Annotated in this window: 9 protein-coding genes; 1 reads left to right on the top strand and 8 read right to left on the bottom strand. The window is 61.3% G+C overall.

From position 1 onward, the window contains the following. Positions 1-10: 10 nt before the first annotated feature. The 8 genes from QRN50_RS18120 to glnE form a co-directional block, all read right to left on the bottom strand. Positions 11-1456 carry a lipopolysaccharide kinase InaA family protein gene (locus tag QRN50_RS18120; protein ID WP_003404658.1) on the bottom strand — a complete coding sequence of 482 codons (1446 nt, stop codon included), beginning with the start codon at positions 1454-1456 and terminating at the stop codon, positions 11-13. Beyond that, the gene (locus tag QRN50_RS18115; protein ID WP_060400204.1) at positions 1456-2235 is read right to left on the bottom strand and encodes a lipopolysaccharide kinase InaA family protein; all 780 of its coding nucleotides are present in this window, start codon (positions 2233-2235) and stop codon (positions 1456-1458) included. Before QRN50_RS18115 ends, QRN50_RS18120 begins: the two co-directional genes overlap by 1 nt. Further along, positions 2232-2966 carry a lipopolysaccharide kinase InaA family protein gene (locus tag QRN50_RS18110; RefSeq protein WP_024659676.1) on the bottom strand — a complete coding sequence of 245 codons (735 nt, stop codon included), beginning with the start codon at positions 2964-2966 and terminating at the stop codon, positions 2232-2234. The genes QRN50_RS18115 and QRN50_RS18110 overlap by 4 nt, the downstream gene beginning before the upstream one ends. Next, the gene (gene rfaP / locus QRN50_RS18105) at positions 2966-3772 is read right to left on the bottom strand and encodes a lipopolysaccharide core heptose(I) kinase RfaP (protein ID WP_096126602.1); all 807 of its coding nucleotides are present in this window, start codon (positions 3770-3772) and stop codon (positions 2966-2968) included. The genes QRN50_RS18110 and rfaP overlap by 1 nt, the downstream gene beginning before the upstream one ends. After that, positions 3772-4893, bottom strand: a complete 1122-nt coding sequence (locus tag QRN50_RS18100; RefSeq protein WP_011266461.1) for a glycosyltransferase family 4 protein — start codon at positions 4891-4893, stop codon at positions 3772-3774. The genes rfaP and QRN50_RS18100 overlap by 1 nt, the downstream gene beginning before the upstream one ends. Next, the gene (waaC, locus tag QRN50_RS18095; protein WP_024640329.1) at positions 4893-5957 is read right to left on the bottom strand and encodes a lipopolysaccharide heptosyltransferase I; all 1065 of its coding nucleotides are present in this window, start codon (positions 5955-5957) and stop codon (positions 4893-4895) included. The genes QRN50_RS18100 and waaC overlap by 1 nt, the downstream gene beginning before the upstream one ends. Before the next feature lie 2 nt (positions 5958-5959). Then, entirely contained in the window at positions 5960-6994 is a 1035-nt protein-coding gene (gene waaF / locus QRN50_RS18090) for a lipopolysaccharide heptosyltransferase II (protein WP_024641054.1), read from the bottom strand. Between the two features lie 129 nt (positions 6995-7123). Continuing rightward, positions 7124-10081, bottom strand: coding sequence for a bifunctional [glutamate--ammonia ligase]-adenylyl-L-tyrosine phosphorylase/[glutamate--ammonia-ligase] adenylyltransferase (glnE, locus tag QRN50_RS18085; RefSeq protein ID WP_096126601.1), 2958 nt, complete (start codon positions 10079-10081; stop codon positions 7124-7126). Between the two features lie 384 nt (positions 10082-10465). On the opposite strand from glnE, the gene aceE reads away from it, so the two are divergent. Next, entirely contained in the window at positions 10466-13111 is a 2646-nt protein-coding gene (aceE, locus tag QRN50_RS18080; protein WP_096126600.1) for a pyruvate dehydrogenase (acetyl-transferring), homodimeric type, read from the top strand. Positions 13112-13233 lie beyond the last annotated feature (122 nt).

Raw genomic sequence — 13233 nt, 5'->3', positions numbered from 1 at the left:
TCAGGTGGATTCAGTCTGACGCGAGCTTCGGCAAGCGCTGTTCCAGCAACTGGTGCAGCGCGCTGTGCGCGGGCCAGTTACGCATGAAGCGGGCCCGGTCACGGGCGTAGGCCGCCGCGAATGACGACTGCGAGCTGTGCTGCTGCATGGCGTCCAGGTCGATCATCGCCCAGCGATCGACGTGCCAGAACAGGTTATGCCCCTTGAAATCGCCATGGCTGATGCGCGCCTGGATAAGCTGCGCGAAAAGCCGGTCCAGCGCCAACAGTTCGACCTCTGGCGCATCACCATTTTCCACATAGGGAGCGAAGCGTTCGATGATGTCCGGCCCATCGATGAACTCGGTCACCAGCCAGGCCTTGCTGCGCAAGCCAAGAAAGCGCTTTTCCTGCACGGCCAGCGGTTTGGGTGTGGCGATACCGAGGAACATCAGCCGGTTGCCTTCGCGCCACGAATGCCAGGCCCGGCTGGGGCGCCAGAAGCGCTTGAGCCAGTGGCTGAAATTCTTGATGTTGTAGCGCTTGATGACCAGCGGACGACCATTGACCTCAACCCGCCCGACACTCGCAGCCCCTCCGGTCTTGTACAGATGGCCCTTGTCGAGCAAGGCATCCGCCTGACTCAGCACCGGCAGCATCGCGGGTTCTTCCTCGCGACGAATGGCGCGGAACACCGAAGCGCTGTCCTCGACACTGAACAGACTGCAGTCGCGCACGGTCTTGCTCATGAAGTCCTTGAGCCGCCAGCTGCGAACCTTGTCGATCTGCTTTTGCAGCGCTTCCATCGGCAAACCATGTTCGGCATTGCTCAACAGGTAATGCACCAACAGCTCTTCAGTAAACGGTTCGAAAGACCTGGGCAACTGGGCAAAGAACACGCCGAGATTTTCCAGCACCTTTTGCCGCGACAACGGCGTACCAGCCTGTTCAGCACGAATGCCGGCGCCATCGATCAGGTACAGCTGCCCCTTGTGGCGCAGCAGGTTGTCCAGGTGCAGGTCTTCCTGCCACAGGCCCTTTGCATGCTGCAGGGCAATGGCCGATAGTGCCTCGCCGAGCACCGCTTGCTGCTCGTCTGCCAGCGGTGCCAGGTGCTGAACAGCGTTCCACGCATCGCCCAGGCTGGGTGCCTGTTCCAGAAACTCGAACAACAGCCAGCCACCCTCGCCGTCCTGCAGACCGTCGGCCAGCAGCAGCGGTGTGGTCAGGCCCTGTTCGGCAAGCAGCCTTACCCCGGCCAGCTCACGCTGAAAGTGTCGGGCCGCCTTGTCGCCCACCAGCAGTTTTGCCAGCACCGTTCGGCCTCGCCAGACACCGGCCCCGACATAGCGTTGCCCCGGCAAGACACGCAGCAGGGTCAGCAATTGCAGTTCAGCCGATCCGGCAGCATCGGCCAGCGTCAGGCTCATCGGCAACTCGGGGGTACGTCCGGCGGTCTTGAGTTCAGACAGGCGCATCAACGGGTCTCTTTATCATCGCGGTGTTGAAGGTCTCGTTTGTGAGCGCCGCGCTTGCCCAGGCGCGCACTCCAGGCGTCGACCAGCAGGCTGTTCGGCGTGGCGTGCAGATAAGCCGCCAGCAGCTCGCGCCGATCGGCCTCATTCCACATCGGCGCACGGCGCAGCAGCGGTTCGAGGTCGCGGGCAAGGTCACGCTTGCCGAAGATCACCGGGCGGGTTTTTTCCAGGTCGATCAGTTGCGCCTGATACCCCGTAGCGGCTGCCTGAAGAAAAATATGCTTGGGGTAGAAGCAGCCATGCACCTGTCCGGCGCCGTGCAGCGTGCGCGCCAGCTGGCCGCAGGCATGCAGTATTGCCTGACGCTGAGGGGCCTCCATCTGGTTCCACTGCTGCAACAGCTCGTCAAGATCGGTCCAGCCGTCCAGCGCACGCGTCATCAGGATAGCCCGGCGTTCGCCGTCGACCTTGCGCTCGCCATAGAACACCGCCTGCAACGCCGGAATCCCCAGCTTGCGATAGCGACTGATGTTACGAAACTCGCGCGAAAACGACGGTTCGCCAAACGGGTGATGCAACGTGTGAGTCAGGTAGTTGCTCTGACGCTTGAGGTAAAAACCCTGACCGTCCAGATCGAGGCGGAACACACTGCTCCAGCCGCCGCGCCCGGTATTGGGTTCGTCGACCGCATCGAGTCTGATGTTCCAAAGCGATTCAAAATCAGCCAGGTTGTGACGCGCCAGTAAAGGCTGGTCGGCACTGGCAATAAAAACGCTCATTCACGGCCCTCGAAAAAGCTGACGATATGTCGAATACGTTTTTTGTCGGAGGCGTTCAAACGCGTTCGCTGGCGGTATTGCAGGTAGAAGCGCAGGCGCTGGGTGGCTGACAAATGATACTTGGCGACCTTGTCCAGGCAGGCCAGATCTTTGGTGATCCGATAGCGCAGCATGAAGCTCCACCAGAATGCACCATTGGGGCAATCGATGAAAAACAGCTTGCCCTCGTTATCGACCAACAGGTTGCGCCATTTCAAATCGTTATGCGTGAAATGGTTGTCGTGCATGATCCGGGTAAAGGCAGCCAGTTGGCGACTGACTGCATCGACCCAGTGGCGGTCGGCCAGTCGCGGATCCTTGCGTTGCGCCAGTGCCGACAAGTCTTCGGTGTTCGGCAAGCCACGCGTGATCAATGCGCCACGATCATACGCCGCGCCATTACGCTCCAGCCCCCAGGCCACGACTTCTGCGGTGGGGATGCCCCATTTGGCAAAGCGCTTGAGGTTCTGCCACTCGGACTTGACCCTCGGCTTGCCCATGTAGCGACGCAGGCCCTTGCCCGCGCCCACGTAGCGTTTGACGTAGTAGTAAACCCCGCCGCGCTCGACGCGAATGACGTCGGACAGCGGGTCGCGGGTCAACTGCTGTCCCTGCAGGGCAAATACGGCATCCAGGCTACCGAATTCCTGTTCCAGGAACGCGTACTCGGGCTCGAGCTTCCAGCCCGCCATCAGAGAGCGTCTCCGTAGCGCACTTTGCGCTGATACAACTTGTCGGCTTTTTTATCCAGCCAGGTCAGCAACGTCGCTTCCTTGAGCAGGATTTCGCGCAACGGCTTCTGGAAATAACCCTTGAGAAAACGCAGTTTGTCGCGGCGGGTCAGGCCGATGTCCAGCGCGGAGAAATACAGCGCGGCCAGGTCCTTGTTGCGCCAGCGCGGCGTGATCGCACGGCGGGTCTGGGCACGGTGCAGGTCGATGACCGACAGTTTGAAATCGTCAGCGGTCACTGGCTTGTCGGTGTGCAGCAGAAAATGGCAGATGTAGCAGTCGCGATGATTGACGCCTGCGCGGTGCATCATGCCGACCATGCGGGCGACTTCGGCAATGAAGGCTCTTTTCAGACGCGGCTCGGGCGGCTCGCTGCGCCAGTTGAGGCTGATGTCTTCAAGGCTGATGGTCGGTGCCAGTTCTTCAGTGACGATGAACGAGTGCTGCGCGGCAGGGTTGCTGCCACGCTCACCATAGGCCACGGCCGTCATGGTCGGGACGCCGGCTTCATGCAGACGCTCGATGGCGTCCCATTCCTTGCCCGCGCCCAGTACCGGCAGCTTGGCGGTTGCCAGGTTCTTGGCGATCTCGCCCCAGCCGATGCCGCGGTGGATCTTGACGAAGTAACCGCGCCCGTCGACCTCGGTGCGCAGCGTGCGGCGCCCTTCCAGTTCGCGGTAGACCTCACCGCTCAGGCCTTCGACCTCGACGAACGCATCGCGCCCCGCCCACAGGCTCTTGAACGGCTCAGCAAGGAACAGCTTCATCAGTAGTGCTCCGCCAGAATCACATCCGCAGCGTGTTGCGGCATGCTGTAAAGGTCTGCCGTGTCGGCAAAGGTCAGGCCATTGCGCGACCACGCGCTGCGTGCGGCGTTGTCCAGAAGCATCTCCGACAGGTAGCGATTGAGCTGCGCCTGATCGAACGGCTCATCCAGCACCCGCCCGCAATCGGCCTCGGCAATATAGTGAGCGTAACCACAGACCGCGCTGACTAGGACCGGCAAACCGGCAACCAGCGCTTCGAGCAGCACGGTCCCGGTGTTTTCGTTGTAGGCCGGATGAATCAGCAGGTCGGAGCCCAGCAGAAAACGCGGAATATCGCTGCGCCCTTTCATAAAGGTCACCTGATCACCCAGGCCGAGCGCCGCGCTCTGCAGTTGGAATACTTTGGGGTCGTCCTGACCGATTACAAAAAGCCGCGTGCGCTTCTTCAGTTCGGCGGGCAGAGCCGCGAGCGCCTTGAGGCTGCGATCCACGCCCTTGGTCTTGAAACCGGAGCCGATCTGCACCAATAACAGGTCATCGTCGGCAAGGCCGAATTCCTTGCGAAAGCCTGCACGAATGTCAGGTGCATCCGGCGGCGCGCGGCGATCCTGGGAAATACCCGGCGGCAGCAAATGGAAGCGCGACGGCGGGGTGTCGTAATGCTTGATGAACAGCGGCTGCTGCACTTCGGAGATCATCAACACCTGGGTTTTCGAGTCCCTGGCAAACACTGCGCGCTCGTAGTCGGCAAAGTGGCGGTAACGGCCCCACTTGCGATAGAGCGGGCTGCGCAGGTTCTGCGCCTTGTCCTCGAAGCAGCCGTCGGCGGCGTAATACACATCCAGACCGGGCATCTTGTTGAAACCGATCAGGCGGTCCACCGGGCGTTTGGCCAGGTCCGCCTCCATCCAGGCACTGAGCTTTTCGTTGCGCCGATGGTTGAAGAACGCCTTGACCGGCGCCACCAGCACCTCGAAACCGGGCGGCACATCGCCTTCCCAGATCAGGGTATAGACACGGACCTGATGACCGCGCTGCTGACACTCCAGCGCGATGCGCATGAAGTCGCGTTGCAGGCCACCGAACGGGAAGTATTTGTAGAGTACAAAAGCCAGTTGCATCAGCCAGGTTCCTTTGCCAGCAACAGCGCGCCCAATTGGCTCGCTACTCGCTCGGGATTCAAACGAGTGAAGCACATCGGCCACTCGCGCTTAAGGTCGAACCGGCGCTGATCGTCGGCGCTCGGTTGGTACGTGCATTTCTTTTGCAGGCATGGCGTGCAGCCCGGGTAGTCGCTGGCCAGATGCACCTGCGACTTGCCGTAGGCTCCGGTCAGGCCCGGATTGGTCGGGCCGAACAGGGAAATGGTCGGCACATCCAGTGCCGCGGCCAGGTGCCCGATGCCGGTGTCTACCGCGACGCACGCCTGCGCGCTGGCCAGCACCCGCGCAACCCCTGCCAGATTGAGCTTGGGCAGCACGTGCGCACTGCTCAGACCCTCGGCAATACGCTCGGCGCGGGCCTTCTCTGCCGGGTTGCCCCACGGCAACTGCACCTGCAGACCGCGCGCAGCCATCAATTCAGCCAGTTGCCGCCAGTACAGCTCGGGCCAGTGCTTGGTGTCCCAGGTCGTGCCATGCAAGAACAGCACGAACGGGGCCTGCAAACTGTCATCCAGCGTCGCCAGCGGCTTGAGACCGTAATCGCCCATGCCGGACGGCTGTGGATAGCCCAGTGCCTGAGCGAACAACTGACGCAGCCGCTCGACCGCATGCTGCCCGCGTGCCACTGGAAAAGCGCGATCATAAAAGCGACTGGCGACCGGCTCGCGTGCCGAATCGCGGTCCAGACCGGCCACCGGTGCCTCGACATAGCGTGTCAGCCAGGCACTTTTGAACAGGCCCTGCGCATCAATCACCAGATCATAACGCTGTTCGCGCACCTGCTGCTTGAAGCGCCGCCATTCGCCGGACCTGAAGGTCTGCCAGAGGTGCTTGCGCCAGCGGCGGATCGCCACCGGGATGACCCTGTCGACCGCCGGATGCCAGGCGGGAATTTCCGCGAAGCCTTCCTCGACCACCCAGTCGAAGCGAATACCGGGCAGCGCGCGCGCCGCGTCGGTCAGCGCGGGCAAGGCATGGATCACATCACCCAGTGAAGACGTCTTGATCAGCAGTACCCGCAAAATCAGGCAACCTCCACCGGCGTGCTACTCAGACGGCTCAGCGCCTGAGTCACGGCGTCCGGCTCAAGCAGACGCATGCAGTTGTAATGGCCGAAACGGCAGGTGCGCTCAAAGCACGGGCTGCACTCGATGCCGAGTCGCACCACCTCCACTGCGTCGGCCAGCGGCGGCGTGAAGCCCGGCGAGGTCGAGCCGTAGACAGCCACCAGCGGACGGTTCAGCGCGGCGGCCACATGCATCAGGCCGGAATCGTTGGAGACCACCGCGTCGGCGCACGACAGCAGGTCAATGGCTTCGGCCAGCGAGGTCTCGCCACTGAGGTTGACGGACTCCTCACGCAGGCCGGGAATCAGCTCCTGGCGAATGCTCTCACCGACCGGATGATCCTTTTTCGAGCCAAACAGCCAGACCTGCCAGCCTTCGCGAATGCTCGCGTCAGCGACCTGTGCGTAATGTTCGGCAGGCCAGCGCTTGGACTCGCCGAACTCTGCGCCGGGGCACAGCGCCAGTACCGGGCGATCCAGGGTGAGGCCGAATTTGCTCAGTGCGGCATCGCGCGTGGCCGGGTCGATGCGCAGGCTCGGTCGCGGGTAAGGACGCGGCAACTCGGCGCCCTTGTCGAAGGCCAGGGCCATGAAACGTTCGATCATCAGCGGGTAACGCTGTTTGTCGAGGGTCCGCACGTCGTTGAGCAGGCCGTAGCGAAACTCGCCGCGCCAGCCGGTGCGCTTCGGGATACCGGCAAAAAACGGCACCAGCGCGGATTTCAGCGAATTGGGCAGCAGGATAGCCTGATCGTATTGGCCAGCCAGGGACTTGCCGATCCGGCGACGGGTCGCCAGTTCCAGGGCACCGTGCCCCAGCGGAAAACTCAGCGCAGCGCGAACCTGCGGCATGCGCTCCAGTATCGGACGGCTCCATTCAGGGGCCAACACGTCGATTTCGCACTCGGGATGACGCTGTTTCAGACACTGGAACAGCGTTTGTGCCATCACCATGTCACCGACCCAGCTAGGCCCAACGATCAGAATTTTCATGTTCTATCCAAAAACGACCAGAAACGATCAGGGAGGCCGATCAGACTGCGTGACGTTCCCACACAACCTGTCGCCTCCCTGTCATAGCTTTATAGAGTGTTGCAGCGGAATGTGGCGTTGCCGTGAGGCTCAGCTCAACCCCATCTGCGTCCAGATCCGCATCACCTCACGCCGCTGGGCATGAAACTGATCGCCGCTGACCACGCCCGCCTGCTTCTGCAAGGCCTGGCGATGTGCCGCCGAGCGATACGCCTTATAGGCTTCGCGCAACAGGCCGGCATCCGTATCCGGCAGCAGCCCTGCCTCTTCCAGCCCTTCGAGAATCCGGATGTTGTCGGTGTATTGCAGCAGCGCGGGATGCTCTCTGGACCACGCCAAGGCGGCGTATTGCACCATAAATTCGATATCGACGATACCTCCGGCGTCCTGCTTGAGGTCGAATGGCACCGCCGCCTCGAAGGCATTGGCCGCCCTGCCGGCCGCCGTCGCGCGGGTCCCGAGGTTGTCACGCATCTTGGCGCGCATTTCGCTGACTTCGGCGCGCAGCTTGTCCAGATCGCGTTCGCGCCCCAGCACATCGGCACGGACTTTCTCGAATTGCTCGCCGACATCCCGGCTGCCGGTCATGACCCGCGCCCGGACCAGTGCCTGATGCTCCCAGGTCCAGGCTTCACTGGCCTGATAACGGGCGAAAGCGCCCAAAGAGCTGACCAACAGGCCGGACGCCCCCGAAGGCCGCAGGCGCATGTCGACCTCATACAGCTGACCGGAGTTGGTTTGCGTGGTCAGCAAATGGATCACCCGCTGCCCCAGCCGGGTGAAGAACTGCGCGGTGTCGATCGGTTTGGCACCGTCGGTCTCGGCTTCCAGATCGCCATTATGAATGAACACCAGATCCAGATCGGAGCCGTGCCCCAGTTCGATGCCGCCGACCTTGCCGTAGCCGACGATCACGAAGCCCGGATCGCACAACGAGCCATCCGGGCGTAACGGCGTACCGTGGCGGGCCACGCTGTAGCGCCAGGCCAGCGCGAGCACCTGATCGAGAATCGCCTCGGCCAGCCAGGTCAGGTAATCACTGACTTTCATCAATGGCAGGCTGCCGGATATCTCGGATGCCGCGACCCGCAGGCTGTGCGCCAGCTTGAAATGCCGCAGGGCTTCCATCTGTTGCTCGAGATCGTCCTCGGGGATACGAATCAGCCGTTCGCGCAGCTCGGCGGCGAGTTCCGGGGCCAGCGGCGGATTGAACAGCCGTCCCTCGTTGAGCAACTCATCGAGCAGCAACGGGAAACGCGCGATCTGTTCGGCAATCCACGGGCTGGCGGCGCACAGGGTCAGCAGCTGTCGCAGCGCGTCGGGGTTTTCCGTGAGCAGTACCAAGTACGCCGAGCGCCGCGCGACGGCTTCTACCAGCGGCAGCACGCGCTCCAGGACCAGGTCGGGCTTCTCATGCTCCACCGCCTGAGCCAGCAGACGGGGGATGAACGCGTCCAGTCGCTCACGGCTCAGACGCTGCATCGAACGCAGGTTGGGGCTGCTGCGCAGGTTGGCCAGATTTTTCAGCGCCCTCTCGGCATCGACGAAGCCGGCCTGCAACAGTTGGCGACCTGCGGCTTCTTCGTCCTGGGACTCTTCCCACAACGGCAGCCATTCGCCTCCAACCACCACTTCGCCATCTTCATCTTGCTCGTCATCCGGATCGGCGTCGGGGTCAGCAATGACCTGGCGGAAATGCCAGGCCACACGGCCACGCCAGTACATCAGCCGTTCATGAAAGGCAGCCCAGTCAGCGAAGCCCATGATCAAGGCAACACGCGCCTGATCCTGTTCGTTGTCCGGGAGCATCTGCGTCTGACGGTCGGCAATCGCCTGAATGGCATGCTCGGTGTAGCGCAGAAACTCGTAGCCCTCGCGCAACTCTTCGGTCACCGCCGAGGGCAGATAGCCCTGCCCCTCAAGGGTTTTCAGCACTTTGAACAGCGGTCGCTGCTGCAGACTCAGGTCGCGGCCGCCGTGAATCAGTTGAAAGGCCTGGGCGATGAACTCCACCTCGCGAATGCCGCCGGCACCCAGCTTGATGTTTTCCGCCATGCCCTTGCGCTTCACTTCCTGCTGAATGAGCTGCTTCATGGTGCGCAGCGCTTCGATGGCCGAGAAGTCCAGATAGCGGCGATAGACGAACGGACGCAGCATCGCCAGCAATTCGGCACCGGCCGCCTGATCGCCCCCGACCACGCGCGCCTTGATCATCGCGTAACGTTCCCAGTCACGGCCCTGGTCCTGGTAATACTGCTCCAGCGCATTGAAGCTGAGCACCAGTGCTCCGGACGAACCGTAGGGGCGCAGACGCATGTCGACCCGGAACACGAACCCGTCGACGGTCACCGGGTCGAGCGCCTTGATCAGCCGCTGGCCCAGACGAATGAAAAACTCCTGATTGTCCAGCGCACGCTTGGTACCGACGGTTTCGCCGCCCTCCGGGTAGCCGAAGATCAGGTCAATGTCCGAGGACAGGTTCAGTTCCACCGCGCCGAGCTTGCCCATACCCAGGATGACCATGTGCTGCGGCTTTCCGGAATGACGACCGGTCGGGGTGCCGAACTGCTGGCAATGCCGGGCGTACAACCATTGGTAAGCCAGATCGATCGACGCATCGGCCATGTCCGACAGGTCACGGCAGGTTTCGATCAGGTTTGCCTGACGGCTCAGGTCGCGCCAGATAATCCGTACTTGCTGGCGCGCGCGCTGTCGACGTAGATTACGCCCCAATTCATCCTCGCTGGCGACGCTCGACAGCGCGTCGGCAAGCTGACCACGCAATTGGCCGGCAGAGAAGCTACGCTCCAGCTCGCCCGAATCGGCCAGCTGCAGGAGCATCTGCGGATCACGGCAGACTTGTTCGGTTACAAAATCACTGGCGGCGCAGACCCGGTCGAAGGCTGCCTGTCGCGCCTCGGGCCAGGCCTGGAAAGAAGCCAGCGCGTCCTCGGACAGGGCAGTCAGCGCAGCCTGAAACATCTGGCGGGCGCGGCTGATCGATGGCAGCAGAATGGCCGGAAATTCGGCCAGTAAAGGTAGGCTCATGGTCTATCCTTGATCGGCGTGCAGACGCCCGTCCGTCGTTACGGCGAGACGCGTCTGCCAGCACCGCTTGTCGAACAAAGGTTATAAATTGCTGGAAAAATCAAATTAGAAGCATAAAAATCCGCTTTTTCCCTGCAAGATGTTCAATAGCGATCAACAGTAACGTTTTAAGCTACACGACAACAGGAGCGATTGAGTCGCTTCTCTGTAGTTTTACTACTGGGTCCGATACTCGGAGGGCTGAAATCGTCGTCGATTTGTAGTAAAACTACACGCCGCCGGATCCCACCCTCCGGAAATCCAAGAATTTATGTCGTCTGCCCACAAGGCCAGTCGCAAACTCAGGCAACCGATTCTGGAAGCCTTTCCGCCCTGGAGCAAGCCATGCAAGACCTCGATCCCGTCGAAACCCAGGAATGGCTGGACGCCCTGGAATCGGTTCTCGACAAAGAAGGCGAAGACCGCGCTCACTACCTGATGACCCGTTTGGGCGAGCTGGCCACCCGTAGTGGTTCGCAGCTGCCGTACGCCATCACCACGCCATATCGCAACACCATTCCTGTCACCCACGAAGCACGCATGCCTGGCGACCTGTTCATGGAACGCCGCATTCGCTCGCTGGTGCGCTGGAACGCATTGGCCATGGTTGTCAAAACCAACATCGGCGACCCGGATCTGGGCGGCCACATCTCCAGCTTCGCCTCCAGCGCCACGCTGTACGACATCGGCTTCAACTACTTCTTCCAGGCCCCGACCGACGAACACGGCGGCGACCTGATCTACTTCCAGGGTCACGCATCGCCAGGCGTTTACGCCCGTGCGTTCATGGAAGGCCGCATCACCGAAGAGCAAATGACCAACTTCCGTCAGGAAGTCGACGGCAATGGCCTGTCTTCTTACCCACACCCGTGGCTGATGAAGGATTTCTGGCAGTTCCCGACTGTATCGATGGGCCTTGGCCCGATCCAGGCGATCTACCAGGCGCGCTTCATGAAGTACCTGGAACACCGCGGTTACATCCCGGAAGGCAAGCAGAAAGTCTGGTGCTTCCTGGGTGACGGCGAGACCGACGAGCCGGAATCCCTGGGCGCCATCGCCCTGGCCGGTCGCGAGAAGCTCGACAACCTGATCTTCGTCGTCAACTGCAACCTGCAGCGCCTCGACGGCCCGGTTCGCGGCAACGCCAAGATCATCCAGGAACTCGAAGGCGTGTTCCGTGGCGCTCAATGGAACGTCACCAAAGTCATCTGGGGCCGTTTCTGGGACCCACTGCTGGCCAAGGACGTCGACGGTATCCTGCAACGTCGCATGGACGAAGTCATCGACGGCGAATACCAGAACTACAAGGCCAAGGACGGCGCGTTCGTCCGCGAGCACTTCTTCAACTCGCCTGAACTCAAGGCCATGGTTGCCGATCTGTCCGACGACGAGATCTGGAAACTCAACCGTGGCGGCCACGACCCGTACAAGGTCTATGCGGCCTACCACGAAGCCGTCAACCACAAGGGTCAACCGACCGTGGTTCTGGCCAAGACCATCAAGGGTTATGGCACCGGCGCCGGTGAAGCGAAAAACACTGCGCACAACACCAAAAAGGTCGATGTCGACAGCCTGCGTCACTTCCGTGACCGCTTCGACATCCCGGTCAAGGACTCCGAACTCGAAGCCCTGCCGTTCTACAAGCCGGAAGAAGGCAGCGCCGAAGCCCGTTACCTGAGCGAGCGTCGTGCTGCGCTGGGTGGTTTCGTGCCGCAGCGTCGTGCGCAGAGCTTCAGCCTGCCGACCCCGCCACTCGAGACCCTCAAGGCCATCCTGGATGGCTCGGGCGATCGCGAAATCTCCACCACCATGGCCTTCGTGCGCATCCTGACGCAACTGGTCAAGGACAAGGAAATCGGTCCGCGCATCGTGCCGATCATCCCGGACGAAGCGCGTACCTTCGGTATGGAAGGCATGTTCCGCCAACTGGGCATCTACTCGTCGGTCGGCCAGCTCTACGAGCCAGTCGATAAAGAACAGGTGATGTTCTATCGCGAAGACAAGAAAGGCCAGATCCTCGAAGAAGGCATCAACGAAGCGGGCGCCATGTCCTCCTTCATCGCTGCCGGTACTTCGTATTCCAGCCACAACCAGCCGATGATTCCGTTCTACATCTTCTACTCGATGTTCGGTTTCCAGCGTATCGGCGACCTGGCCTGGGCCGCTGGCGACAGCCGTACCCGTGGCTTCCTGATTGGCGGCACCGCCGGCCGTACCACGCTGAACGGTGAAGGCCTGCAGCACGAAGACGGTCACAGCCACATCCTGGCATCGACCATCCCGAACTGCCGCACCTTCGACCCGACTTACGGTTATGAACTGGCAGTGATCATCCAGGACGGCATGCGCCGGATGTTCGAAGAGCAGCAGGACGTTTTCTACTACCTGACCGTGATGAACGAGTCCTACGCCCAGCCAGCCATGCCGGCCGGTGTGGAAGAAGGCATCGTCAAGGGCATGTACCTGCTCGAAGAAGACACCAAGGAAGCGGCGCACCACGTCCAGTTGCTGGGCTCGGGCACCATCCTGCGTGAAGTCCGCGAAGCAGCGAAGATTCTCCGTGACGAGTTCAACATCGGTGCCGACGTGTGGAGCGTCACCAGCTTCAACGAGCTGCGTCGCGACGGTCTGGCTGCAGAGCGCAACAACCGCCTGCACCCTGGCCAGAAGCCGCAGCTGAGCTATGTCGAGGAATGCCTGAACGGTCGCAAAGGTCCGGTCATCGCATCGACGGATTACATGAAGCTGTTCGCTGATCAGATTCGTCAGTGGGTTCCAACCAAGGAATACAAAGTCCTGGGCACCGACGGTTTCGGCCGTAGCGACAGCCGCAAGAAGCTGCGTCACTTCTTTGAAGTCGATCGTCACTTCGTGGTGCTGGCAGCCCTGGAAGCCTTGGCTGATCGTGGCGATATCGAACCTAAAGTCGTGGCGGAAGCCATCGCCAAGTTCGGTATCGATCCTGAAAAACGCAATCCACTGGACTGCTAAGAGTCTGCTTCAAGAGCGCTGATCAGAGCGTAAACAGCCGAGGATGCGGAATTTACTCGACGTAAATGAGCATCCAACGCTGTTTCGTTGTAACTGAACCAGCGTATTCGTGAGTGAACAGG

Origin of the sequence: Pseudomonas sp. MEJ108 (assembly GCF_030208985.1) — a bacterium.
Taxonomy (GTDB): Bacteria; Pseudomonadota; Gammaproteobacteria; order Pseudomonadales; family Pseudomonadaceae; genus Aquipseudomonas; species Aquipseudomonas fragariae.
Note: the sequence above shows the minus strand (reverse complement) of the source record. Positions and strands in the feature narration are given on the sequence as shown.